The organism is Enterobacter sp. HSTU-ASh6, assembly GCF_026319105.1.
GTDB lineage: Bacteria > Pseudomonadota > Gammaproteobacteria > Enterobacterales > Enterobacteriaceae > Enterobacter > Enterobacter sichuanensis.
Genome location: NZ_WSPD01000001.1, coordinates 210,269 through 235,971, shown reverse-complemented (window position 1 = coordinate 235,971; position 25,703 = coordinate 210,269). Strand labels below are relative to the sequence as shown.

Here is a 25,703-nt window from a genome sequence, read left to right as displayed (position 1 = left end):
ATTGACTATATTTATATAAATCATAGAGATAACGCAATACCGGTTTATCATAAGAAATAATATATGTGTATTTTACAATTTAATTCATTTATCGGAAGGTAGCCGCAGAAAGAGCACTTTGCGGGTACAGACGTTGGACACACTCATACAACAATTGATCAACGGTGTGATGCTGGGAAGCATTTACGCGCTGATCGCGCTGGGCTATACCATGGTGTATGGCATTTTGCGCATTATTAACTTTGCTCACGGCGATATTCTTATGGTCGGTGCGCTCACCACGCTCTCCGCCATTAACGCCCTGAATGCCACCTTCCCTCATATGCCGCTGCTGCTGCAGCTTGGCCTGGCTCTGGCGATTGCCATGGTCGTCTGCTCCCTTCTGGCCATGGCCGTGGAACGTTTTGCCTATCGCCGACTGCGCAATGCCCCGCGCCTGGCGCCGCTGATCTCCGGTATCGGCGTCTCGGTCCTGCTACAAACCGTGGCAATGATTATCTGGACGCGCAACCCATTAATGTTCCCGCAGATCCTGCCCATGGACCCCATTGCCGTTACCTCGGGAAGCGAACTGCATCCGCCTGCGATTGTGACCGTCACCGGCATTGTCACCGTGGCGCTGGCGCTTGCAGTGATGACCGGGCTGTGGCTGCTGGTGGAATACACTCGCCTGGGTCGTGGCATGCGCGCCGTGGCGGAAAACCCGCGCGTGGCCACGCTGATGGGGGTTAACCCAAATGCCATTATCACCCTGACGTTCGCCATTGGTGGCGCGTTTGCCGCGCTGGCCGGCGTGATGATGGCCAGCAACTACGGTAACGCCAGCTTCTCGATGGGCTTTTTACCCGGAATCAAAGCTTTTACCGCCGCCGTACTGGGGGGCATTGGTAACATTCGTGGCGCCATGATTGGCGGGATCCTGCTCGGCATTATCGAAGCGCTGGGCGCGGGCTATCTGGGTGAGCTGACCCACGGCGTGTTTGGCAGCAATTATCAGGATGTCTTTGCGTTTATCGTGCTGATCCTGGTGCTGGTCTTCCGTCCGGCAGGCCTGCTGGGCGAGCGCGTGGCAAACAGAGCGTAAGGGGCACTATGACAACTCTTCAACTCCAGGCTCCGGCGACCTCGCGCAAGTTCTGTTCCGGCATGACGTTATTCTGCCTCGCGCTGCTGATTGCGCCCGTGGTGGCCACGCAGCTCGGCGGCAACTACTGGGTGCGCGTTATCGACTTCGCCTTGCTCTACATCATGCTGGCGCTGGGGCTCAACATTGTGGTCGGCTACACCGGCCTGCTGGACATGGGCTTTATCGCCTTTTACGCGGTCGGGGCCTACCTCGCGGCGCTGATGGCGTCGCCACACTTGCTGGCGGTGTTCCCGATCCTCGGAGTCTGGTTCCCGGACGGGCTGCATACCTCTTACCTGCTCATTATTCCGCTCGCCGCGCTGGTTGCGGCAGTCTGCGGCATTTTGCTGGGTGCCCCCACGCTGAAGCTGCGTGGCGACTATCTGGCGATAGTGACCCTCGGCTTTGGGGAGATTATCCGCATCCTGATGCGTAACCTCGACCGTCCGGTAAACATCACCAACGGTGCAAAGGGCATTACCGGAGTGGACACGCTGAACCTGTTCGGCCTGAAGTTCAGCGGCGTATACCACTGGTTCGGCGTCAAGGTGCCCGCGCTTTGGCTGTGGTACTACCTGCTGATGCTGGTGATTGTGGCGATCATTTTCGTCTGCCTGCGTCTGCAGCATTCCCGTATCGGCCGCGCCTGGCACGCCATCCGTGAAGATGAGGATGTGGCCCGCGCGATGGGGATCAACGTGCGTAACTATAAGCTGCTGGCCTTTGCGATGGGCGCCTCTTTTGGCGGCGTGGCGGGCGCACTGTTCGGCGCGTTTCAGGGCTTTGTCTCCCCGGAATCCTTCACGTTGCAGGAATCCATCGCCGTGCTGGCGATGGTGGTGCTGGGCGGGATGGGACACATTCCGGGCGTGATCCTCGGCGCGATACTGCTCACCGCCCTGCCGGAACTGCTGCGCAGCCAGGCGGCACCGGTGCAGCAGGCGCTGTTCGGTACGGTGCTGATAGACCCGGAAGTATTGCGTCAGCTGTTCTACGGCCTGGCACTGGTGCTGGTGATGCTGGTGCGTCCTGCCGGCATCTGGCCGGTACGCCACAAGGAGGTGAAGGCATGAGTCTGTTAACCGTACGCAACATGTCAAAACGCTTCGGCGGGTTGACGGCCGTGGATGATGTTTCAATCACCGTGGACAAGGGCGAGATCTACGGTCTGATCGGCCCCAACGGGGCCGGGAAAACCACCTGCTTTAACCTGATCACCGGGCTGTATCCGGCGGACAGCGGTGAGTTTTCGATTGCCGGTAAGCCCTATTTCCCGAAGCACATTGAGAAAGTCACTGCCGCCGGGATTGCGCGCACCTTCCAGAACGTGCGCCTCTTTAACGATATGTCGGTGCTGGAAAACGTGATGGTGGGCCGCCACGTGCGCACCCGTAACGGTCTGTGGGCCGCGCTGAGCCGCCACAAGCGCGCCCGCGCGGAAGAGCGGCAGACCCGCGAGCAGGCGTGGCACTGGCTGGACTATACCGGCATTGCGCAGTTCGCCCACTATCGCGCCTGCGATCTGGCCTATGGTCACCAGCGCCGTCTTGAAATCGCCCGCGCGCTGGCAACGGATCCGCTTCTGCTGGCGCTGGATGAGCCCGCCGCCGGGATGAACGCGGCGGAAAAAGTGGCCCTCGGCGAGCTGCTCATCCGCATCCGCGATGACGGCAAAACCCTTTTGATGATTGAGCATGACGTCAAGCTGGTGATGAATATCTGCGATCGTCTGACGGTGCTGGATTACGGCAAAACGCTTGGCTGCGGCACGCCGGAAAGCGTGCGCCGCGACCCTCTTGTGATCGCCGCCTGGCTTGGAGGTAGCGCCCATGTCTGAACTCCTGAAAGTCGAAGGTCTGGACGTGCATTACGGCGGCATTCAGGCCGTACGCGGCGTCTCCTTTACCCTGCACGAGGGTGAACAGGCTACGCTCATCGGCGCTAACGGCGCGGGGAAAAGCTCCACCGTGCGCGCCATTACCGGGCTGGAACGCTTTGGCGGCAGCATTGAATTCAACGGTAAAGCGGTACGCAAACTGCGCCCTGACACCTTGCTGCGCGACGGGCTGGTGATGGTCCCGGAGGGCCGCGGGATCTTCTCCCGCATGACGGTTCTGGAAAACCTGCAGATGGGGGCCTGGCTCAGACGTGACACTGTCACGGTAAAACAGGAGATGGCGGCGATTTTCGAGCGTTTCCCCCGTCTTGGCGAACGGCAGCACCAGCTCGCCGGGCTACTGTCCGGCGGTGAACAACAGCTGCTGGCCCTGAACCGCGCCCTGCTCAGCCAGCCGCGCCTGCTGATCCTCGACGAACCGTCGATGGGCCTTGCCCCGAAGATGGTGGAGAACATTTTTGCGGTTATTGCCAGCCTGCGCGAGCGCGGGGTTGCCCTGCTGCTGATCGAACAAAACGCTCGCCTGGCGCTGGAAGTGACCGACAGCGCATGGGTGATGGACAGCGGCAGCATCGTTCATCATGGCGAATCGAAAGCGCTGCTTGATGACGACCAGATTGCACAGATTTATCTGGGCGAAATGCCCGTTTAACAACACCAGCCAACACCAGGGAAATACAATGAAAACAGTAAAAATCAGTGCGCTAAGCGCCGCTATTCTGCTCGGTGGGTTCGCCTCAACGGCCACCAGAGCCGCCGACAGTGAAACCGTGGTTATCGGTCTGGCGGGCCCGCTCACCGGCCCGTCTGCCCGTATCGGTAAAGATCTGGAGAATGGCGCGCAGCTGGCGATCGATGACATCAACAAACAGCACCCGACCATCGGCGGCAAAGCGGTGACTTTCACACTGCAGTCCGAAGACGATCAGTCCGATCCGCGCACCGCGGTTGCCGTGGCGCAGCGTCTGGTGGACAGCGGCGTGGCGGGCGTGGTCGGCCACTGGAACACCGGTACCAGCATTCCGGCGGCCCGCGTCTATCATGATGCCGGCATCGCACAGGTGGCACCGGTCGCGACCGGTCATGCCTATACTCAACAGGGTTTTGATACCAGCTTCCGCGTGATGGGGCACGACGACGACGGTGGCCAGCTTGCCGGACAGTACGCGGTGAACACCCTGAAAGCCAAACGCATTGCGGTGATCGACGACCGTACAGCCTTTGGTCAGGGTCTGGCAGACCAGTTTATTAAATCGCTTGAAGCACAGGGCGTGAAGATTGTCGATCGTCAGTACGTGGATGACAAAACGGTCGATTTCAGCGCCGTACTGACCGCCATTCGCAGTAAAAATGCCGATCTGATCTTCTTCGGCGGCGTCGACAGCCAGGCCGCACCGCTGGCGCGCCGCATCAAACAGCTGGGCATGAACGCCACGCTGATGGGCGCAGGCGGATTCGTCAGCCAGACGTTCCTGCAGCTGGCACAAAAAGAGGGAGAAGGCGTGGTCGCCCTGGAGCCGGGTCTGCCCGTTGACCAGATGCCGGGCGGTAAAGCGTTCGAGCAGGCGTATCAGTCCCGCTACCACACCCATATCGAACTGCACGCTCCGTTCGCCTATGACGCCACCCGCGTGCTGGTGGCGGCGATGGAAAAAGCAGACTCCGTTGATCCTTCCGCGTATCTGCCTGCCCTGCGTGCCATAAGCTACGCTGGCGTCACCGGCCAGATTGCGTTTGATAACGAAGGCAACCTGAAATCACCGTCGTTCACGGTCTACAAGGTTGTCGACGGCAAATGGCAGCCGCAGACCGTGCTGGGCGGCGCAAAAGCGAAGTAACGCAGCGAGGCAATGTGATGAGTGATAATAACGAGCTGGGCATTCTCGCCCGCCGCAAAATTGAAGCCGAAATTATTAAGCCAATTTATGAAATCCTGGTGCGCGAGATAGGGAAAACCCGCGCCCAGGCGGTGATTGGCGAGGCCATTGAGCAGGCCGCGATTGACGCGGGCAAAGCGTTTGCCAGCAAAGAGCCCAACGGCGCGGACGTGAAGAGCTTTATCGCTCTGCAGTATCTGTGGGAAAAAGATAACGCCCTCGACGTGAAGGTGATCGACGCCGACGACCAGCAGTACAACTACAACGTGACCCGCTGCCGCTACGCGGAGATGTATCACGAAATGGGGCTGGGCGAAATTGGTCACCTGCTCTCCTGCGCGCGCGATGAAAAATTCATCGTCGGCTATGCCCCGGACGTGAAACTGACCCGCACCACCACCATCATGCAGGGCGGCGCATGCTGTGATTTCCGCTACCGCAGCACTAAGGACAAGCCATGATCCGCGTCAACGCCGAACGGCTCTGGTCAACGCTTGCGATGATGGCGCAGATCGGCGGGACGCCCGCCGGTGGCGTGACCCGTCTGGCACTCAGCGCGGAAGATCGTATTGCGCGTAACCTGCTGCGCGACTGGGCGCTGGACGCCGGATTTACCTGCGACGTCGACCGCATGGGCAACATGTTTATCCGCCGTGCGGGGAAAAACCGCGAGCTTGCGCCGGTCATGACCGGATCGCACGTGGATACCCAGCCGCTCGGCGGCAACTACGACGGGGTTTACGGCGTGCTGGCCGGGCTGGAACTGCTGCGTACCCTCAATGATCATCGCATTGAGACGGAACGTGACATTGTGCTGGTGAACTGGACCAACGAAGAAGGTGCCCGCTTTGCGCCAGCCATGCTCGCCTCAGGCGTCTGGGCCGGCCAGCTTACCGAGGCATTTGCTTACGCCCGAATGGACAGCAAACGCGTGACCGTTCGCGAGGCGCTTGAAGAGATAGGCTATCGTGGAGACATACCGGCCCGCGCGTTTCCGGTTCACGCCTGCTATGAGTTGCATATCGAACAGGGCCCGATTCTGGAAGATGAAGGTCTGGATATCGGGCTCGTCCGCGCCGCCATGGGCCAGCGCTGGTTTACCCTGACGCTGGACGGATTCGCCGCCCACGCCGGAACGACGCCAATGCACAGCCGTCGCGACGCGCTGACCGCCTTTGCGGAGCTGGCGCTGAAGGTGGAAGAGATTGGCTATCGGCATGCGCCAGACGGACGCGCGACGATCGGTATGGCGCAGGTTACGCCGAACTCGCGCAACGTCGTGCCCTCTCGTGTGGTATGCAGCGTGGAGTTTCGCCATCCTTCGCAGGCGGCACTGGAAGCCATGGAAGCTGCGCTGCATAAAGTGGCTGAAAGCCTCATCCTGCGCGGCGTGACGGCTGTCGTTGAGCGCATTTTTGACTATGCGCCGATTGCGTTTGATACCACATGTCTGGCGCGTACGGAGAAGGCGGTGGCCGAACTGGGCTATTCGTCGAAACCGATGGTCTCTGGCGCGGGGCACGACACCTGCTATGTCAGCAAAGTCGCGCCTGCCAGCATGATCTTCATCCCCTGCGTGAAGGGCATCAGCCATAACGAAGCAGAGAGGATCCTGCCGGAATGGTCAGAGAAAGGGGCAAACGTGCTGCTGCACAGCGTGCTGGCCGCCGCCCAGGAAAAATAAGCCGGGTGCTTGCCCGGCTTTACGACACCGCGCCCGCACGCCCGGTAGGCGCAGCGCCACCGGGTGTGTTTCAGGACTTCGGCACCTTCGCCAGGCTAAACCAGATCCCCACGGCCAGCAACAGCAGCATGCCTCCCGCGCTGCCCAGCGCCACGCTGTGCGAGGTGATAAACGCGCTTTTTGCCGCCTCAATCACCGATTCTGCCAGAGGCGTCGTCAGCTCCTGCGCCACCTTCATCGCTTCACCAATAGACGACGCGGCTTTATCGACCAGAGAAGCGTGCAGCCCCTCCGGCAGCTCAATCGACGCCGAGAAGCTGCGGGTCAACAGCAGGCCAAAAATGGCGATCCCCAGCCCGGCCCCCAGCTCATAGGACATGGTTTCAATCGCTCCTGCGGCAGCGGCCTTCTCTTTCGGCGCGGCAGCCATAATGGCGGAAGTCGAGGCCAGCAGCGCGCTGGCGGCACTGAAGCCGAGTAGCACCATCAGCCCCCACGCCTGCCACTGCTGCGTGCTGAAGTCGAGCAACGACAGGCCGATAAAGCTGACGGCGCTGAGCCCCATACCGCCAGCCGCGACGATGCGCAGCCCTAAACGCCCGACCAGGAAACCTGCTATCGGCCCGCTGAACCCGCTGGCGACCATCACCGGCAGCATGAACATCCCCGCTTCAAACGGCGTGAAGCCGTGAACAAACTGCAGCTCCTGAGCCATCAACAGCTCAAACCCGACCAGGGCAATCATGGCGGTCATCGCCATCACCACGCCGCTCAGAATGATGCGGTGGCAGAACAGGCGCATGTCGATCATTGGCACGCGGGCGCGAAGCTGAATACGCACGAAGACAAACAGCAGCACCGAGCCAGCAACCAGCGCACTGACAACCAGCCACGGCGAGAGCACACCTTTAAGCGCGGTTTTAGCGCTGTAGACCAGCAGCAAAATCGCCACAATCAGCATGATTGCATGGCTAATATTGAGGGGTTGCTCCGGACGCCCCTGCTGACGGGGTACAAAACGCGCCGCCAGCGAAACCACCACCAGCACGATCGGGACATTGATCAGGAATACCGATCCCCAGTAAAAATTCTCAAGCAGCATACCGCCGATCAGCGGACCGAACGCCGCGCCACCGGACCCCACCGCCGCCCAGACGCCAAGCGCAATGTTACGATCACGCGCATCGACAAACAGCGTACGGATCCCGGCAAGCGTAGCCGGAATGATCATCGCCGCGCCGATTGCCAGCGAGGCGCGGGCCGCTATCAGCCATCCTGCCGACGGGGCAAACGCGGCCGCCAGGGACGACAGGCCAAACAGCGTACTGCCCATCATCAGCAGTCGTTTAAAACCAATCCGATCGCCCAGGGCACCCATCGGCAGCACCATTCCCGCCATCACCAGCGAGTAAATATCAATGATCCACAGCAATTCATTGCCGCTGGCGCCCAGCGTCATGCTCAATGTCGGCGCCGCCACGTGCAGCACCGTCGCGTCGATCGCCACCGGAATATACACCAGCACGATAATCACTAACGCTAACCACTGACCAAACATAAATTTCCTTTTCATTGCAAATATGGACACATGTCCAGAATGCGATCCTACGGAAAGTTGAACGCGTGTCCAGCTTTTTGTTACACTCGTTTCGTTCCCATTGAGAGTGAGTCAACATGCGATATCTGAGCAAGGATGAACGGCGGGAAGCCATCTTACAGGCCGCCATGCGCGTGGCGCTGGCTGAAGGACTGACGGCCATGACGGTACGCCGCATTGCGGCTGAAGCCGGGGTCGCGACCGGACAGGTTCACCATCATTTTACCTCCGGTGGGGAGCTAAAATCGCTGGCCTTCGTGCGGCTGATCCGTGCGCTACTGGATGCCGACGTGGTGGGTGAAAACGCCAGCTGGCGGGAGCGGCTGCACGCTATGCTCGGCAGCGATGATGGCGGGTTTGAGCCCTATATTCGCCTGTGGCGGGAGGCGCAGCTCCTGGCCAGCCGCGACGCTGACATTAAAAGCGCCTATGTGATGACCATGGAGATGTGGCATCAGGAGACCGTGGCGATTATCCGCGCGGGGGCGGAGGCCAACGCGTTTACGCTTACCGATCGAGCGGAAAATATTGCCTGGCGGTTGATCGGGCTGGTGTGTGGTCTTGACGGGATGTATGTCCTGAATATGCCTGAGATGGATGACGCGGCGTTTAATCAGCATCTCGACAAGCTGATCTCCCTCGAATTGGGTTAATACTCCTGAAGGACGGGCTGGGCAACCTGGGCGCGTGATGCCGCTGATCGCCGATGATTTTGTCGGGTGGCGGCTACGCCTTACCCGACCTACGTTCCGGTTCCTCCAGGCCCGGTAAGGCGTAGCCGCCACCGGGCTGAAATCAACTTAGTGAACCTCCGGTTAGCAGAGAGAGAATAAATAACAGCAACAACACCGCGACGATCAGCCCGAACGCAAGCAGCACAGCATGAAAGGTAAGCGTTAGCCCTGAGAATAGCAGTGCCCCAGAGATACCCCAACGGCTCTCCTTACACATTCCTCCGATGAACGAAAGTCCCAGTGCCACAACAGCGAGAATAGTCCCGGCGTTAAGAAGAATGCTGTCAATATCAACCTTCGTTTTTTCGGTTCGGGCAGCAGGACGCTCTCCCTTTAGCCCCGCAATTACCCCTTGTTTTACAGCCGACACTTTCTCAGCAACAATAACCTCAATCGCTGGCGGCTTTGGAGAAAACGGTCCAAATGAAAACTGCACGATTGAGAGAATGAGTGCAATTCCCCCCAGAAACATTCCCAATGAACTGAATTTATTTCGTAATACGATTTCCATATCAACATGCCTTCGAGTAATGCCGCCGCGTGGACTGTAGGCCCGGTAAGGCGTAGCCGCCACCGGGCGATTAATACTGCAGCATACCGTGCTGCATCAGGAAACCCCACCACGGTATGCCGAGGAACATATGGACTAAAAACGTGCCCAGCGCCACGATTGTGCCGATTGTCCACCATGACTTAATGTCGTTATAGCCGGAGGCGAAGATAATTGGACCTGCCGCGCCACCATAGTGGGTGATACAGCCACCATACGAGTTGGAAAACAGAATGGCAAGCGCCAGCAGTACGGGCGCCGTGCCGGTGACCAGACCCACGGTGGCGAAGACCGGCACCATGGCCGCCACGTAGGCCCCGCCGGAGGCAAAGAAATAGCGAACCAGTACGCTGAGAAACACGATAATCACGATGGTCATATTACCGGCGCTGAGGAAATCCAGATGCGCTGACAGGAAATCAGCCAGCCAGCGGAAAAAGCCCTCTTTGCTCAGGGTGGCGCTCAGACCAATGATGCCGCCGTACCACATCAGGGTATTCCAGCCACCTTTATTTTTCTGAACATCACTCCAGCCGATAATATTAAACAGCAGTGCGGCCCCCATCGCGATAATGGCGACAGCGGATTCATTCAGTCCAAGATGGCGAGAAAAGATCCAACCCAGTAACGCGGCGATAAAAATCACCACCAGCCCTTTCTCTTTGAGACTCATCGCCCCCAGGCTTTTCAGCCCATCAGTCGCAATCGCGACATTATCAATCTTTTTAATTTCCGGCGAGGCGACGCGGTAACAAATATAGGGAATAATACACAGCATCAATAATCCCAACGGGGCACCCGCCAGCATCCAGCCGATCCAGCTAATATGAATATGGAAAATCTCGGAAATAAGCTGTAGCGCTAATGCGTTCCCGGCAAAACCGGTTAAAAACATATAGCTGGTCGTTTTAGTCACCATATAGACATTGACCATTAAATAACGTCCGGCCTTGCACGGTGACTCTTGTGGCGTTGACCCCAGTACGGTCGCGATACTGTTAATAATAGGGAAAACCACCCCACCTGCCCGCGCGGTATTTGAGGGCGTGGCGGGTGCCAGCACCAAATCCAGCAAGGCGGTTACATAGCCCAGTCTCAGCGTCGTGCTGCCAAATTTCAGGATAAACCAGTAGGCAAGGCGTTTTCCCAGACCGGTGGTGACAAACGCCGCGCTAAGGGTAAAGGCGCTGAACACAAGCCAGGTGGTGCCTGAGGCGTATCCGCTAAGAACGTCCATGGATTTCACGGGAGAATCGGGGAATTTGGTCACGGTAAAACAGGTTAATGCGACCGCGACCAGCATGATGACAGGTTCAGGATAGGGTTTAATCACCAGCCCTACGATTGCGGAAAGATAAATGCCTGCCAGGATCCACGCCTCTTTGGTTAATCCATCAGGCGGAGGAATAAATATTGATAATAATATAATAATGGCAAGTAAGATTGTTTTTAAAACATTGGATTTAAGCATATCTCACCCATGAGAAAAGGGTCCCTGAAGAGCAGAGACCACTCCTGCGAGAGGTCTCTGCCGGCTAAATAATATTTATCGAACAAATAATAAAGAATTACACGGTAACAATCTGGATATTATCACCTTTTGTGGTTTGATATTCAGCCAGGGTGTCAAAACTGAGATAACGATAGATATTTTCATGGACGTCACGAAGTTTATCGGTATAGCGAAAATACTCGTCAACGGTGGGCATTTTACCCAGGATTGCCGCAACGGTACTTAATTCAGCCGATGCCAGGAAGACTTTGGCATTTGTTCCCAGGCGATGCGGGAAATTTCGGGTGGACGTTGATACCACGTGACTTCCTTCGCGCACCCTCGCCTGGTTCCCCATACAGAGTGAACAGCCCGCGGGCTCAATGCGCGCGCCCGATTGAATAAACTGATTAAAATAGCCTTCACGAGAGAGTTGTTGGGCATCCATTTTTGTCGGCGGAGCGAGCCACAAACGCGCCTGACTTTCGCTGGCCTCGGCCATGATTGTCCCGGCAGCCCGGAAATGGCCGATATTGGTCATGCAGGAGCCAATAAAGACCTCTTCTATCGGCGTGCTGGCCACCTCAGAAAGCAGACGGGCATCATCCGGATCGTCCGGCGCGCAGACTACCGGTTCGGTGATCTCATTGAGGTCAATCTCAATGACGGCCGCGTATTCCGCATCTGGATCGGCGCAGAGCAGCGACGGGTTAGCCAGCCAGGCCTCAATCTCCGCGATACGCCGTTCAAGCGTGGTGGCGTTTTCGTACCCCTGCTGAACCATCCAGCGCAGCAGAGCCGCATTGGAGCGCAGGTATTGCACCACCTTCTCTTCCGCCAGGCGCATCACGCAGGCGGCAGCGGACCGTTCAGCCGACGCGTCGGCCAGTTCAAACGCCTGCTCTGCACTTAATGCTTCCAGCCCCTCGATTTCGAGGATTCGGCCCGAGAAAACATTGCGCTTATTCTTTTTCTCGACCGTCAGCAGCCCCTGTTTTCTGGCATACAGCGGAATAGCGTGAACAAGATCGCGCAGGGTGATGCCTTTTTGCATCTCACCTTTAAAGCGAACCAGCACCGATTCCGGCATATCCAGCGGCATAATGCCCGTTGCCGCGGCGAACGCCACCAGTCCGGAGCCGCCCGGGAAGGAGATCCCCAGCGGGAAACGGGTATGGGAATCAGCACCGGTGCCTACCGTATCCGGCAGCAGCATGCGGTTTAACCAGGAGTGGATAATGCCGTCACCCGGTTTGAGCGCCACCCCCTTACGGTGGGTGATAAACTGCGGCAGCGTTTCATGCAGCCGAACATCCACCGGCTTTGGGTACGCAGAGGTGTGGCAAAAAGACTGCATCACCAGATCGGCTGAAAACGTCAGGCACGCCAGATCGGTCAGCTCATCACGCGTCATCCCGCCGGTGGTATCCTGTGAACCGACTGTCGAAATTTTTGGCTCGCAATACTGTCCGGGACGGATCCCCGCGACGCCGCAGGCTTTACCCACCATCTTCTGGGCCAGCGTAAAACCGGCGGTGGAAGGCGCAGGTGCCGCAGGCTGGCGGAAGACCTCAGAAGGCGCAAGCTTCAGCGATTCCCGCGCTTTCGCCGTCAGGCTGCGTCCGATAATCAACGGGATCCGCCCGCCGGCACGCACTTCATCCAGCAGCACCTCGGTTTTAAGCGTAAAGGTCGTCACCAGACGCTGACTTTCGGTCTCACGAATTTCGCCTTTCCAGGGATAAAGATCGATCAGCATCCCGGTCGTCAGCGTGGAGACATCCATCTCTACCGGCAAGGCACCGGAATCTTCGAGCGTATTAAAGAAAATGGGGGCGATCTTGCCGCCAAACACAAACCCGCCGTTGCGTTTATTCGGCACGAAAGGAATATCGTTCCCGATGTGCCATAAGATGGAGTTGGTGGCGGATTTACGTGACGATCCGGTTCCCACAACGTCGCCAACATAGACCAGCGGCCAGCCAGCCGCTTTTAATTCTGCCAGCTGGCGCAACGGCCCGCGCACGCCGGGTTCATCAGGCTCAACCCCTTCCCGGGCGTTACTGAGCATGGAGAGCGCATGCAGCGGAATATCCGGCCGTGACCATGCCTCCGGTGCCGGAGACAAATCGTCAGTATTGGTCTCACCGGGCACCTTAAATACCTTCAGGGTGATTTTTTCAGCCATCGCCGGGCGGCGGGTAAACCATTCGGCATTGGCCCACGCGTGAAGCACCGCTTTCGCATGGATGTTACCGGCCATCGCTTTGGCTTCAACCTGGCTGAATTTTTCGAAAATGAGGATGGTCGTAGAGAGCTGCTGTGCGGCCAACGGCGCCAGGTCCGGATGGTCAAGCAGCGCAATCAGCGGCTGGACATTATAGCCGCCCTGCATGGTACCCAGCAGCGTGGTGGCCGCTTCGGGGGAGAGACCGTTAACACGGTAGTCCTGCAACGCCACCTTAAATAAAAACTCTGCTTTTAACTTTGCCGCAGGATCGACACCCGGTGGGACGCAGTGGGTTAATAAATCGATTAATTGCGGGTGATGTGTCGGGGCATCGTGAAGTAAACGCTGGATCAGCGCCGCTGTCTGTTCCGCTGTTAACGGTTTCGCCGGAATACCCGCCTCCTGGCGGACGTTCCGGTGCTGAGTGTAATCATCTAACATAGGTTCTCCTGTTAAAGCTAAAGTTGTTCACAAAATTCTGTTAGTCGTTCAAGTCCGTAAGGCCATTCACCGTGGCCAGATTCGGCATTAATATGTCCGGCCTCGCCGATATCGATTAACTGCCCCTTCCAACAGGCAGCCCAGAACTGCGCGCGGGAGAAGCGCATCAAGGGATCGTTTCTGCTGGCAAACATCAGGCAGGGAACCGGTAATGGCGCAGGCTGAATGGCCTCTTCAAGGCCGAAAAACGCGGGCTCTGCCGGTGCGACCATCACCACCCCGGCGACGTTTACCGGTCGTGTTTGCAGCAGCCGACACGATGCCAGCGCGCCAAAGCTATGCCCGACGAGGATGGCGGGCAGCGGGCACTGCGCCAGCTCCCGGGTAATGGCGGAGATCCAGTTTTCAATATCGGGCTCGAACCAGTTTTTCTGCTGAATTCGCTTCCAGAAAGGAAAACGTCGCCCCCAGCAGCTTTGCCAGTGATGTTCATCGCTGTCTCTCAGACCCGGCACCAGAACCACGGTATAGACGCTACTGAGCTGCTGGAGGCGTTGTTCAATCATGACGTTTTCCTTTTCGATTATTCGGAGGGAAACTGTGACAATAACCATCCGACGGCGATAAGATCTGCGCTCCCACCCGGGCTTAAATTCCGGCGAATAAACTGAGCGTCCATGCGGGTTAAGGCGTGAACTAATCTCTCCGGCGTCAGATGTTTCACCGCTAAAAGTCGTCTGGAATAGCGTCTGGCATAATTCAGCCCTTCGGGTCCCCCCCGTGAAACAAGATTGGTATCCGGATTCGCCGCCATCAGCCCGAGCAACATCCTCAGTAACGCGTCGTCCTCAGAGGCTCCCTGGCGCAGTGCCATTTCAAAGTGAGGCAGCCCGGCGTGGCGGACGGTGGCAAAACCGCTTTCAGCTTCCCCTCGGGCACCGGTTAAACCGTATGCCTGGAACTGCTGCTCGCCCTTCGTTTTCGCAACGCCGCGATTTTTCAGCTCCCGGTCAACGATGCCAGCGCAAATCGTCCTGCTCTCATCGCACAGGCTGCGCTGCGTGAGGCTTTCCTGCCTTTGCGTCAGACGCCCCGCCGCGGCACAGAGCAGCCCCAGGGAGAAGATGCCGCCTTTATGGGTATTCACCCCGCCGGTGGCGTTGAACATCGCCTGCTCGCAGGCCAGACCGACCGGCCTTATTGCCCGCAGCGTTTGCGGCCCGGTAAGGCGGGCCGTCTCCCTGCCGACGTTAAAGAACGCGGTGAACGACGGGGCAATGGCCGCGATACTGGCCATAAACAGCGCGTAATTCATATCGCGATGCGCTCCGCTGTTTTCGCGATCCACCAGGCCCGGTTTCGGGGTTAAGCGGATTTCCCGGTACAGAGCCTCGACCGCCAGCGCCGCGACGCTCTGCTGGGGGGCTGGCGTATTACAGCTGGCAAGCGAAGTAGTCATCGGTAAACGCCTCAATTACGCGCATAAGCTCGGGCAGGGAATGGCGTCGCATACGCGAGCAGACATGAGCAGGTTCATGACAGATAAAACATCTGCGCATCGGCTGCTGGATGGCGCTTCTTTTCAGCAGTCCCGTTTTCGGACACAACACGTCGATATCCCACAGGCGTCCCAGAGGATGGTTATCTTCGAGATGCGCGGTGACGTGCTTGATCATCCATGCCGGGGCCGCCACCGACCAGAGCGCTTCCGGCCCGGTGACCGGCTGCAGGGTCTGCTGGCGGCAGACCGTCCACTGATGCGTGCGGAATAGCTCACCGAGCGCCTCATTCGCAACGGCCATCACCCGTCGGGCCAGACCGGTATCCTTCACCGCTCCCGGCCAGACCAGCGTGACGGATACCACGGTATGATCCGACTGAAACAGCCACGCCTGCTGTCGGCGTGCGCGCTGCTCTTTTGACGTCAGCACCTGTTCCAGCGAAACAGAGGTATTCGATGCGTTATCCGTCATGGGGATCACTCCTTCACCTGGTGAACCACATCAATTACGCTGCCGTCGCGGTAGCGCACCACGCCAACGATCCGGTCGGTAAACGCCACCGGCTTAGGCTCACCCGAGATAAGCAACGCCTTCTGATACAGCGCCTCGATGTCGACGACGGTCAGCCCGGCGTGAGTCAGGCGTTCACGGACCTCCGGGCGCGCCGGGTTAACGGCAATACCGTGATCGGTAACCAGAACGTCGATACTCTCCCCCGGTGTTACCAGGGTGGTAACCTGCCGGACAACGGTTGGAATTCGGCTGCGGATCAGCGGAGCAACCACAATGGTGAGATTGGCCGCCGCCGCGACGTCGCAATGCCCGCCTGACGCGCCGCGCATCACCCCGTCGGAACCGGTAAGGACATTGACGTTGAACCGAGTGTCCACCTCCAGCGCGCTGAGGATGACCACATCGACCCTGTCGCAGCAGGCGGCTTTGGCCGCCGGGTTGGCGTAGACGTTAGTGGAGATTTCAACATGATTGGGATTGACTGCCATGGAGGCCGCCGCCGCACCGTCAAAGCTTTGCGTATCGAGGATCTTTTCAATTAAGCCCTTTTGATGCAGATCGACAATGCTGCCGGTGATCCCGCCGAGCGCGAACCGGGCGACAATATTGTGTTTGCGCATCCGGGCTTCCATAAACCGCGTACAGGCGGTGGATGCCGCACCTGAACCGGTCTGAATGGAAAAGCCGTTGCGGAAATAACCAGAGTGTTCGATAACGTCGGCAGCAGAACGGGCAATCATCAGTTCGCGTGGATTACTGGTCACCCTGGCGGCGCCGACGCTGATTTTGGCCGGATCGCCGACGCTATCAATCTGCACCACATAGTCAACCCGATCCTGAACGATACTGGCCGGCAGATTAGGGAAAGACTTCAGGGTTTCGGTAAGCAGGACCACCTTTTTGGCATACTGCGCATCGACCATGGCGTAACCCAGCGAGCCGCACTGCGAGGTACCGCCGTTGCCGCTGGCATTGCCATATTCATCGCAGCAGGAGACCGCCAGAAAAGCGATATCAATGGTAATTTCGCCCTTCTGAATCAGATTCACCCGTCCGCCGTGGGAGTGGATCTGTACCGGTTCGTCCATCAGTCCGTGTGAAATCGCATCCGCGAGTTCACCACGCATCCCGGAGGTGTAGATTTTGCCAATCACACCATTGCGAATGTGCCCGATAAGCGGCGTATTGCATGACATTAACGAACTGGACGCGAGCGTGAGCCCTTTAAGACCGCGCTGAGCCAGCTTATCCATCACATAGTTGATCACCTTGTCGCCTTCGCGGAAAGCGTGATGGAAGGAGACGGTCATGCCGTCATGCAGATCGCAACGGTCCAGCACCTCGTCCACGCTGGCAAAAAGTTTGCGCTGATACTTTTGCTGTGTATCAGAAAGATACGGCGTCGTCGCGTTAGCGCCGCTGAAGGCGACGTATTCACGACGCGTACCGGGAATATGGTGCAGGGTTTCAGTGAGATTTTTCATTATTCATCCTGTCGCTTGCGAAAAAAGGTGATTACTGACGAATGCCAGAGGCATTTTTGCGTTCGATAACAACCCGGGCATGGTTAATAATCGGCGCGTCGATCATTTTGCCGTTCAGCGAGACCACTCCGAGTCCGTTGCGTTCGCCCTCTTCTGCAGCGGCAAGCACGCGCTGTGCGTAATCCACTTCTTCCTGGGTGGGAGCGTAGGCGTTATGAAGAATTTCAATTTGTCGCGGGTTAATCAGCGATTTTCCGTTGAAGCCCATCCGGCGGATAAGATCCACTTCTTTCAGGAAACCGGCCTCGTCATTCACGTCGGCGTACACCACATCGAACGCGTCGATACCGGCTCCGCGCGCGGCATGTAATACCGCGCACCGCGCATAAAACAGCTCTGTCCCGTCGCCCCGCTCGGTTTGCATATCCATCACATAATCAAAAGCGGCCAGCGCAATACCCATTAAACGGTCGGACGATTTCGCAATGGCGACCGCGTTAATAACCCCCACGGCTGATTCAATCGCGGCCATTAATTTCGTGGAGCCAACAGGACGGCCGCAGGTTTCTTCAATGCGGACGATTTCACGTTCGAGCTGATAGATATCTTCCGGAGAGTCGGTTTTCGGCAGACGAATAACATCCACCCCCGCCCTGACGGCAGCGTCAAGATCCTTCAAACCGAAAGGGGTATTTAGCGGGTTAATTCGAACAACGGTTTCAATATCGTTGTACATCGGGTGTTGCAGAGCATGAAATACCAGAAGGCGCGCGCTGTCTTTTTCTTTCAGCGCCACGGCATCTTCCAGGTCAAACATAATAGAGTCAGGTTTATAGATAAATGCCGTCGACAACATGGCAGCACTTGAACCGGGAATAAATAACATACTGCGGCGTAACTTTTTCATTATAACGTTTCCCATGCAATGTCTTCCCGGGCTGTCCCTCTGAGCAGTGCAGCCTGCACGCGGGCGCGGATCACGCAGTCCAGCGCGCCTTTATCATCAATAATGATCTGCCCCTGTTCGATGTTGAACGCAGAGAGCGTTTCATTCACCACTCCTGCAATTCGGTCGCCGAATTGCTTATAGACTTCGCTGTGGATGACCACGTCCAGCCCGCTCTCATCGGGGCTGACCTTAACCATGAGGTCGCTGGACTCCAGCGTTCCCGCCATCGCGGCTTGTACAATTTTCATATCCATTTTCCTGTGGTAATGCGCTTAAACCGCTGCCGTCAGCGGCTCGGATAAGCAACGCTGATGCTGCACCCCGTTATTCAGAAACGCGCGCGTGGTGGCTGGCACCATGCGGCTGGCGGCAGCGATGTTGTTTTCTTTTAATAATCGACGAACAGCTGAAGCCGAGACCGGCACATTAAAGCCATCCGTTTTTCTTTCTATTTCATGGACGCAAATACGGGGCGCCGCGCTGGTTTCGTCTTCCAGCCAGCGATGCATTGCCCGGTTATATTCAGCGGTTAACGGACAGAACGGTTCGGTACCCACGAAACGATGATGAATATTCAACGCCGGGGCGATGTAATTTCTGAACAGCAGGAGGTCAATGGCCGCGTAGACTTTATCAATGACCTGCTTGTCTTTCAGGAAATAGCCCGGGAAGGTGCCGCGAGAAATAATATACGCAGACCCCGGATGCACCGTGACGTTAGTAATATGCCGGGAACCGTCCCTGACCATCGCGAACCGTTCATTAAATGAAAACGCAGAGACATCTTCCTGAACCACGAAAACATGCAAGTGGTCGCACCGGCTTGCTGCATGCTCGATCAGATATTGATGGCCCAGGGTGAACGGATTCGCGTTCATCACAATCGCGCCAATAGTATTTCCCGGCACGAGATGTTGACGGCGAAGTTCGCTGCAATAACGATGAATCCCCACCGGCGTATTTTCCATTAATGCCGCACGCTTCCCGACCGTCACCAACGGATAAAAGCCGCATCCGCGAAATGACTTCACGTTATCCGGACAGGTAAAGAGAAAGAGTTGATGTTCACCGTTCTGTGCCGCCTGCAGTTCGGCCTCGTGGATTAACGTCAGGATTAACGACGTGCCCCGCCACCCCGCATCCACTGCGATGCACTTCAACGTGTTACCCGCAATGCCGGTGCAGGCGACAAGATGGCGCTGATAGCGGGCAACAATAAATTGCGCAATATCGTCATCAATACCTAAACCGTTGCGGGCCAGGAAAGCGGCAACCTCCTCTCTGGCCTGAGCGTTACCGGCGTTAATAACCTCAAACTCGGGTGTTCTGGCGCTGAACATCTTCTCTCTCCTGGGCGTTTAGACAGCGAGCTTTTCCGGCTGCGGTTGAGCTTCCACAATGGTGTTCATCAGGCGACCAAGGTTTTCGATCTCAACTTCAACGCGATCGCCATGGTGCATAAACAGCGGCGGATTACGCTTTTTGCCGACGCCGCCTGGCGAACCGGTAATAATGACGTCGCCAGCGCTGAGAGAGGTGAACGTACTGATGTAGGCGATAAGATCCGCCACTTTGTGGATCATGCTGGCGGTGGAGTCATTCTGAACCAGCATGCCGTTCAGCCAGGTATGAATGGTCAATGCATGTGGATCGGGGATCTCATCCGCCGTGGTCATGTAGGGGCCGAAGGCGCCGGTTTGCGTCCAGTTTTTACCGGCAGTGAACCAGGCGTGCTGCCAGTCGCGAACGGAACCATCCATATAGCAGCTGTATCCCGCGACATGACTGAGTGCGTCATTCACGTCAATCCGGCTGCCAGGTTTACCGATAATAACGGCCAGCTCGCCTTCATAATCGAACTCGCTGGAGAGAACCGGTTTTATCACCGGCTGCGCATGCCCGGTTTGTGAATCAGGAAAGCGAATAAACAGCGTGGGCGCATTATTGGTCTCGGCAAACTCTTTTCTTTTTTCAGCGTAATTCATGCCAACGCAGAATATCTTTCCTGGCGCTTCAATAACGGGTAAAAAGGTAATCTCTTCAGGCATTATATCCACAGGGCAATCGAGATATTGCCTGGCAACGTCAACCGCATCCCACTGAAGTAGATCTTTCAACGTCGCGTAGTGATGGCCGATTTTATTACCCAAATCGATAATGCCGGATGGTGTATAAATCCCGTAGCTTTTACGGCCCTGATGAATATAACTTGCTAATTTCATGATGATACCCGATTGATGTACATATTCGTTCTGTGTTCACGCCCTGAGGCGTGAACACCTTGCCTGATGTTTTATTCTGCTGACTGCGCGGGTACCAGCACCAGTTTATTGCCGGATGCCAGATACGTTGCCACCACAACGCCAACCCCGAGTAAGGCCAGAATAAATCCTGTCATTCCCAGCCAGCCCATTGAATGGAAAACAAAACCGTTGATAAAACCAATAACCGAACCGCCCATGTAGTAGAAGAATAAATAGAGCGCGACGGCCTGGCCTCTTGCATGGGTTGCATTTTTACTGACCCAGCTTAAGCCAATAGAGTGGCAGCCGAAGAAACAGCCGGTAAAAATGACCGCGCCCACAATAAAGGTGACAACATTCGACGTCAGCGTCAGCAGCATGCCAAAGGCCATGATCAGGAACAGCACGCGCAAGACTTTCATCGCGCCATATTTCGCGGATAAGCGACCGGCCTGCGGAGCCGTAAAGAAGCTCAGGGCAAAGCTAAAGGAGAGCAGACCTGCATTAGCCGGTGAAATATGGAACGGTTCACCCTTCAGGAAGAAAGCCAGATAGTTATAAAGAGAGGTAAATGCGCCGAAGATAATAAAGCTGATGACAAACGCCAGCGCCAGATTTTTGTTTTTGAAATGCGCTGCCGCCCCTTTCACCATTCGCATCACGTTCAGGTTCTGCGTAGGGGTAAAGTTTTTGGATTCAGGCAGCAGGAATTTCACCAGAATGGCAACCGCAATCAGGCTGACGGCAAAGCCGTAAAAGATGACATTAATGGAAACGTGATCGATAAGCTGGCTGGCAACAATACGGCCGGACATACCGCCCATCGAGTTACCGAAGACAAAATACCCCGTGACGATCCCTGCCGCTACCGGTGCGACTTCCTCACTAATGTAGGCGGTTGCCGCTGCCGCGATACCGCTCAGCGCCAGACCAATCACCGCACGCAGCGCCACCAGCATCGCCCAGGACTCCACCAGCGGGCAGAGCAGCGTCAGGATCCCGCCCAGCAGAAGGGAGATAATAATTAACCGCTTCCTGCCATAGTGATCGGATAACGTTCCGGTAAATAACAGGCCAATTGCCAGCAGTGCCGTTTCTGCTGACAGGATAATACTCACCTGACTGACAGGCACATTATATTCCACAGCCAACGTCGGCAGCAGAGGTTGAATAAAAAACAGAGAAGCAAGTTCAGCAAGCCCGGATAATGCCAGCGCCAGAATTACGCGAATATGCGCGCTGGCTTTTACCGGCTCAGATGCTTTCTGGGTATTGTTAGCATGCGTTAACGCCATAATAACCTCAGTATTATAGTTAAGGTACAGAAATTCGTTGTGTAAGACAGATATTTTTTGGACTTTATTTAATCAACTTCAGAGAGCATTTTCTCAGGTACGCAAACCACGCCTTCAAATAATTTACGTGTAGTACGAATAACCGCCGCACGGGTATTTTCGATATTGTTATCTTCCCTCAATAGTGACACCGATATTTTTCCACTTGGATGCTCGATATCAATAATATTGGTGAAGCGTTCCTTTGGTCGGTCGGCGATGATTTTCGCGGCGACGGATCCTTCAATGAGCGTCGCGGTCGAAATACCAATTGATCCGGTAATCGCCAGTGATTTATGACAGGTGTGTGGCATGAAATAGCGCACCTGAAGCGTTCCGCCGTTACGCGCCTTGCTGAGCAGAACCGGTTTAGGGATCACTTTGTTGGACACGTCCCCTAAGCCCATCGCGGCGCCAGCCTGACGACGCAGATGTTCAAGTCTTTCTTTAAAAGCCTTATCAGCGTCCAGCTCTGCGGGTGACTCTCCTCCTGTTTTGCCCAGGGCTGAGGCGTCAATCAATACCATGGGCATCGCCATATCGATACAGGTGACTTCTATCCCGTCGAATTCGTTTGTCACGCTGTCCGTTGGCAGTAATTTTCCTGTTTTAGAACCCGCAGAATTCAGGAACGTTAAGCCAATGGGCGCAGCGGTACCCGGCACACCGTCAATCTGGGTATCGCCTTCATACACCACCCGGAAATCTGGCGTTTGCACTTCCGCATCAACCAGAGTCCCGGTATTAAGATTACGGATCCGCACCGTCGTTACCGGGCTTTGCGCCTTCACCAGCCCTTTTTCTATCGCAAAGGGCCCCACGGCACAGAGCATATTGCCGCAGTTGGGTGTGGTATCGACGCGACGTTCGTTGACCATCACCTGCGCAAAGAGATAATCCACATCAGCGTCCGGGCTGTCAGAAGGACTGACGATGGCCACCTTACTGGTTTGCGGACTTCCTCCGCCAATACCGTCAATTTCAAGTTCATGGCCCGCGCCCATCAGGCTGAGTAAAACCGCATCACGCGCTTCGGTTTCCGCTGGCAGGTCGCTGGCCAGAATAACGGGACCTTTTGATGTCCCGCCACGCATTAATACACATGGGATCTTAAGCATGTCTTTTTCTCATTTCACTTTTATCAGGAGCGCAATAAGGTTTTCACACTCCAGTTGATAACTCTAATGTCAAAAAAAGCGGGATTAATACGTTTTGCACATTAATAACCCTTGCGTTATCGTGGTTTAAGAAAAGCGAAAATGGGATGCAGACATGCAACATGAATTACAGGGAATACAAGCGTTTGTAAAAATTGCAGAAATCGGATGTTTTACAAAAGCGTCGCAATTTCTTCATATTTCACAACCGGCGTTAACACGAAGAATTCAAAAACTGGAAGAAAGTCTGGGTACCACGCTGTTTGAGCGTTCAACGCGCAGCGTCAAGCTCACAACGGTGGGAAGAGAATTTTTACCTAAGGCAAAGAATTTAATCGATTTTTATGAAAGCTCAGTCCTGAGTATTAAAGAGATGGCGACGCATCAGGCAGGGGTTATTACGGTTTCCTGTATCCCTACAGCCGCCTTCTATTTCCTGCCTTCCGTGATACGAGATTATAACAATGACTACCCAAACATCCGGATCCGCATCCTTGAGCACAGTGCCAGCGATTGTCTCGAAGCGGTTTTAAATGGCGACGCAGATTTCGGTATAAATATGATAAACATCACACATCCGAATATCGATTTTGCCCCGCTGGTGAACGAACCTTTTGTTCTGGCATGTCGCCGCGACAATGAACTGGCGAAAAAACCGCTGGTGACCTGGGACGATCTGGCAGGCATGAAGCTGATTGGGGTCAGGCGTTCCAGCGGGAACCGTTCGCTTATCGATCAGGCGTTCGAGAAAATGGCCTGGAAACCGAACTGGTTTTATGAAGTACGTCATCTGTCAACGTCACTGGGGATGGTGGAAGCGGGTCTCGGCGTCTCTGTCGTTCCCAGCCTGGCGATGCCGACCGATGAACATCATATTCTGGTCAGCCGTCCGCTGATTGAACCCGTCATACGCCGCACCCTGGGGCTGGTACAGCGCCGGGAAACAACCCTAAGCCCGGCGGCGGAGAAGTTCCGGGAGATGGTTTTACATCTGTGGTCCGGTGAAAACCGCAGCCCCTGGATTGGCAAATTTACGCAGTTGTAACCGTCTCATATTGGCCCAAAAGTACCGGTATTGGTGCTCCAGGTGACTCCTGTCGTTGATGACTGTGCGAAATAATGGCTCCCGAACAGAACACAGAGGGAATTCACGTGAAGATATCCATTTTTCGTACGGCATTGCTGATTGGCATGATAAGTACGTTTTCCACTTACGCTACCGAACAGGAGACACCCCGGATGAATAGCAAAACAATTCGCGCGATGACGGGCGCAACGGCAACGCAATCTTTATCTGCTTCTGACACTGCGTTAATCGTCGTGGATATTCAAAACGAATATTACGCATCAAACGATTTTCGCGGTCAGATGGTTATCCCGGATGGCGAGAAAGTCCTTAAGAATAGCCAAAAACTGGTCAGCTATGCCCATCATATCGGGCTGCCGGTATACTTCGTGCGTCATCTGGGGCCGAAGGATAGCCCCCTGTTCGCCGAAGGATCTGTCTATGCGCAATTCCATAAAGATCTGCAACCTTCCGACCAAGACACTATTATCACCAAAACGACTCCCAGTTCTTTTGTTGGCACCGATCTGGATGCGCAATTAAAGAAAAAAGGGATTAAAACCGTGATTGTGATTGGTCTGATGACGCATATGTGCATTTCGTCTACAGCACGTGACGCCGTACCGCTGGGTTACAGCGTGATTATTCCAGAAGATGCAACAGCAACACGCGATCTGGATGATGGTCAGGGTGGCGTGGTGGATCACAAAACACTGCAACGTGCGGCATTAGCCGGTGTTGCCGATGTATTCGCTGAGATAATGACCACTGAAGACGTTATAGCACTGCCAGTCACAAAATAAGACCGGACTTAAACCCTGTCGCCAGCCAGACTTCTATACTGGCTGGCACATGGAGACTGATATGACGTTGAAAATTGGTATTGTGGTATTTAATGGCATCATCCCTTTTCACCTGTCGGTGCCGTATGCCGTGTTTGAGAAAGCGCTGACGCCGAAAGGTGAGCCACTTTGTCAGCTGGTTGTTTGCGCCACGACGCCTGGTGTGCTTAAAACCAATGCGGGTTTTTCTATCGTCGTTGAGCGCGGGCTGGATGCGTTGGCCGGAATGGATATGGTCATCGTCCCAAGCTGGGATGTCCCTGAGCATGTTCCTGAACCAGAACTTTTGCAGGCCTTGCAAAATGCCCATGCCGCAGGAGCACGTATTGTCGGTTTATGTATGGGCGCGTTTGTTGTCGCGGCCGCCGGGCTATTGAAAAACCGGCCTGCGACAACGCACTGGCGATGGGCAGCTGACTTTCAGCGCCTTTACCCCTGTGCGCAAATGAATAATGACGTACTTTATATCGATGATGGTGACGTTGTCACTTCTGCAGGAACAGCGGCCAGTATCGACTGCTGTCTGCATCTTGTGCGTCAGGCATGGGGAGCAGAAGTGGCAAACAGCGTAGCGCGTTTGCTGGTTGTACCGCCCCATCGTCAGGGTGGACAGCGACAGTATGTCGAATTACCGGTTCAGAATACGCGTCGCGGGGATAATTTCACCAACGCGCTGGCCTGGGCAACGGAGAACCTTGCGCTCGCCCTCACGCTGGACTGCGTGGCGGAAAAGGCCTGTATGAGCCGCCGCAGTTTTACCCGGCGTATTCAGCAAACAACCGGGGAGAGTTTTTCGCGCTGGCTGCTGAACCAACGCATTAGCGTCGCGCAACGCTATCTCGAGAAAACTGACCAGCCGGTGGATGACATTGCCGAGCGCGTCGGGTTTCCCTCGACAACCTCCTTGCGTCGTCACTTTAACAATCGGCTGAATACGTCGCCTTCCCGCTATCGACGCGAATTTCGCGGCCGATAGCGGTCCAGG

Annotated in this window: 25 protein-coding genes; 11 read left to right on the top strand and 14 right to left on the bottom strand. The window is 55.9% G+C overall.

Annotated features, from left to right (window positions below):
- Window positions 1–133 precede the first annotated feature (133 nt).
- Genes GM298_RS01145 through GM298_RS01115 form a run of 7 tightly spaced genes read left to right on the top strand, consistent with a single transcriptional unit; the run spans window position 134 to window position 6,584 of the window.
- A complete protein-coding gene (locus tag GM298_RS01145; protein WP_266153355.1) occupies window positions 134–1,084 on the top strand; it encodes a branched-chain amino acid ABC transporter permease in 951 nt (316 codons plus the stop codon).
- Between the two features lie 8 nt (window positions 1,085–1,092).
- Complete coding sequence (locus GM298_RS01140) at window positions 1,093–2,199, top strand: branched-chain amino acid ABC transporter permease (RefSeq protein ID WP_266153346.1); 1,107 nt, start codon at window positions 1,093–1,095, stop codon at window positions 2,197–2,199.
- Complete coding sequence (locus GM298_RS01135; protein WP_266153344.1) at window positions 2,196–2,963, top strand: ABC transporter ATP-binding protein; 768 nt, start codon at window positions 2,196–2,198, stop codon at window positions 2,961–2,963. Before GM298_RS01140 ends, GM298_RS01135 begins: the two co-directional genes overlap by 4 nt.
- On the top strand, window positions 2,956–3,675 hold the full coding sequence (locus GM298_RS01130; protein WP_025758883.1) for an ABC transporter ATP-binding protein: 720 nt from the start codon (window positions 2,956–2,958) through the stop codon (window positions 3,673–3,675). The genes GM298_RS01135 and GM298_RS01130 overlap by 8 nt, the downstream gene beginning before the upstream one ends.
- Window positions 3,676–3,703: 28 nt before the next feature.
- Window positions 3,704–4,861, top strand: coding sequence for a branched-chain amino acid ABC transporter substrate-binding protein (locus GM298_RS01125; protein WP_095449005.1), 1,158 nt, complete (start codon window positions 3,704–3,706; stop codon window positions 4,859–4,861).
- A gap of 17 nt (window positions 4,862–4,878) precedes the next feature.
- Window positions 4,879–5,361, top strand: a complete 483-nt coding sequence (locus GM298_RS01120) for an L-2-amino-thiazoline-4-carboxylic acid hydrolase (protein WP_095449006.1) — start codon at window positions 4,879–4,881, stop codon at window positions 5,359–5,361.
- Window positions 5,358–6,584, top strand: coding sequence for a Zn-dependent hydrolase (locus GM298_RS01115; RefSeq protein ID WP_266153341.1), 1,227 nt, complete (start codon window positions 5,358–5,360; stop codon window positions 6,582–6,584). The genes GM298_RS01120 and GM298_RS01115 overlap by 4 nt, the downstream gene beginning before the upstream one ends.
- A gap of 70 nt (window positions 6,585–6,654) precedes the next feature.
- On the opposite strand, the gene GM298_RS01110 is transcribed toward GM298_RS01115, so the two are convergent.
- Window positions 6,655–8,142: an MFS transporter gene (locus GM298_RS01110; protein ID WP_266153340.1), complete on the bottom strand. Its 1,488-nt coding sequence runs from the start codon at window positions 8,140–8,142 to the stop codon at window positions 6,655–6,657.
- A gap of 116 nt (window positions 8,143–8,258) precedes the next feature.
- On the opposite strand from GM298_RS01110, the gene GM298_RS01105 reads away from it, so the two are divergent.
- Window positions 8,259–8,834 (top strand): TetR family transcriptional regulator, encoded by a 576-nt coding sequence (locus tag GM298_RS01105; RefSeq protein ID WP_059386944.1) that lies wholly within the window; start codon window positions 8,259–8,261, stop codon window positions 8,832–8,834.
- Window positions 8,835–8,976: 142 nt separating this feature from the next.
- On the opposite strand, the gene GM298_RS01100 is transcribed toward GM298_RS01105, so the two are convergent.
- From GM298_RS01100 to GM298_RS01040, 13 genes are all read right to left on the bottom strand, one after another.
- Window positions 8,977–9,426: a hypothetical protein gene (locus GM298_RS01100; protein ID WP_266153339.1), complete on the bottom strand. Its 450-nt coding sequence runs from the start codon at window positions 9,424–9,426 to the stop codon at window positions 8,977–8,979.
- Between the two features lie 70 nt (window positions 9,427–9,496).
- Window positions 9,497–10,936 (bottom strand): anion permease, encoded by a 1,440-nt coding sequence (locus GM298_RS01095; RefSeq protein WP_266153338.1) that lies wholly within the window; start codon window positions 10,934–10,936, stop codon window positions 9,497–9,499.
- A 97-nt stretch (window positions 10,937–11,033) separates the two neighbouring features.
- Window positions 11,034–13,628: a bifunctional aconitate hydratase 2/2-methylisocitrate dehydratase gene (gene acnB, locus GM298_RS01090; RefSeq protein WP_266153337.1), complete on the bottom strand. Its 2,595-nt coding sequence runs from the start codon at window positions 13,626–13,628 to the stop codon at window positions 11,034–11,036.
- A gap of 17 nt (window positions 13,629–13,645) precedes the next feature.
- A complete protein-coding gene (locus tag GM298_RS01085; RefSeq protein WP_155031233.1) occupies window positions 13,646–14,194 on the bottom strand; it encodes an RBBP9/YdeN family alpha/beta hydrolase in 549 nt (182 codons plus the stop codon).
- Between the two features lie 17 nt (window positions 14,195–14,211).
- A complete protein-coding gene (gene citG, locus GM298_RS01080) occupies window positions 14,212–15,087 on the bottom strand; it encodes a triphosphoribosyl-dephospho-CoA synthase CitG (protein WP_266153335.1) in 876 nt (291 codons plus the stop codon).
- Window positions 15,062–15,601, bottom strand: coding sequence for a citrate lyase holo-[acyl-carrier protein] synthase (gene citX, locus GM298_RS01075; protein WP_266153334.1), 540 nt, complete (start codon window positions 15,599–15,601; stop codon window positions 15,062–15,064). Before citX ends, citG begins: the two co-directional genes overlap by 26 nt.
- Before the next feature lie 5 nt (window positions 15,602–15,606).
- A complete protein-coding gene (citF, locus tag GM298_RS01070; RefSeq protein ID WP_266153333.1) occupies window positions 15,607–17,127 on the bottom strand; it encodes a citrate lyase subunit alpha in 1,521 nt (506 codons plus the stop codon).
- A 31-nt stretch (window positions 17,128–17,158) separates the two neighbouring features.
- Window positions 17,159–18,034, bottom strand: a complete 876-nt coding sequence (citE, locus tag GM298_RS01065; RefSeq protein WP_266153332.1) for a citrate (pro-3S)-lyase subunit beta — start codon at window positions 18,032–18,034, stop codon at window positions 17,159–17,161.
- Window positions 18,034–18,324: a citrate lyase acyl carrier protein gene (gene citD / locus GM298_RS01060; protein ID WP_266153331.1), complete on the bottom strand. Its 291-nt coding sequence runs from the start codon at window positions 18,322–18,324 to the stop codon at window positions 18,034–18,036. Before citD ends, citE begins: the two co-directional genes overlap by 1 nt.
- A 24-nt stretch (window positions 18,325–18,348) precedes the next feature.
- Window positions 18,349–19,416 (bottom strand): [citrate (pro-3S)-lyase] ligase, encoded by a 1,068-nt coding sequence (gene citC / locus GM298_RS01055; RefSeq protein WP_266153330.1) that lies wholly within the window; start codon window positions 19,414–19,416, stop codon window positions 18,349–18,351.
- A gap of 18 nt (window positions 19,417–19,434) precedes the next feature.
- Entirely contained in the window at window positions 19,435–20,298 is an 864-nt protein-coding gene (locus GM298_RS01050; protein WP_266153329.1) for a fumarylacetoacetate hydrolase family protein, read from the bottom strand.
- Window positions 20,299–20,369: 71 nt separating this feature from the next.
- Entirely contained in the window at window positions 20,370–21,614 is a 1,245-nt protein-coding gene (locus GM298_RS01045) for an MFS transporter (protein ID WP_323138401.1), read from the bottom strand.
- A gap of 68 nt (window positions 21,615–21,682) precedes the next feature.
- Complete coding sequence (locus tag GM298_RS01040; RefSeq protein ID WP_032672573.1) at window positions 21,683–22,771, bottom strand: 4-oxalomesaconate tautomerase; 1,089 nt, start codon at window positions 22,769–22,771, stop codon at window positions 21,683–21,685.
- A 154-nt stretch (window positions 22,772–22,925) separates the two neighbouring features.
- Between GM298_RS01040 and GM298_RS01035 the strand changes: the two genes are divergently transcribed.
- The 3 genes from GM298_RS01035 to GM298_RS01025 all read left to right on the top strand — a co-directional run bounded on the left by GM298_RS01035 (window position 22,926) and on the right by GM298_RS01025 (window position 25,694).
- Window positions 22,926–23,855: a LysR family transcriptional regulator gene (locus GM298_RS01035; protein WP_047958689.1), complete on the top strand. Its 930-nt coding sequence runs from the start codon at window positions 22,926–22,928 to the stop codon at window positions 23,853–23,855.
- A 146-nt stretch (window positions 23,856–24,001) separates the two neighbouring features.
- Entirely contained in the window at window positions 24,002–24,679 is a 678-nt protein-coding gene (locus tag GM298_RS01030; RefSeq protein WP_266153491.1) for a cysteine hydrolase family protein, read from the top strand.
- Between the two features lie 61 nt (window positions 24,680–24,740).
- A complete protein-coding gene (locus GM298_RS01025; protein WP_262784370.1) occupies window positions 24,741–25,694 on the top strand; it encodes a GlxA family transcriptional regulator in 954 nt (317 codons plus the stop codon).
- Window positions 25,695–25,703: the final 9 nt, after the last annotated feature.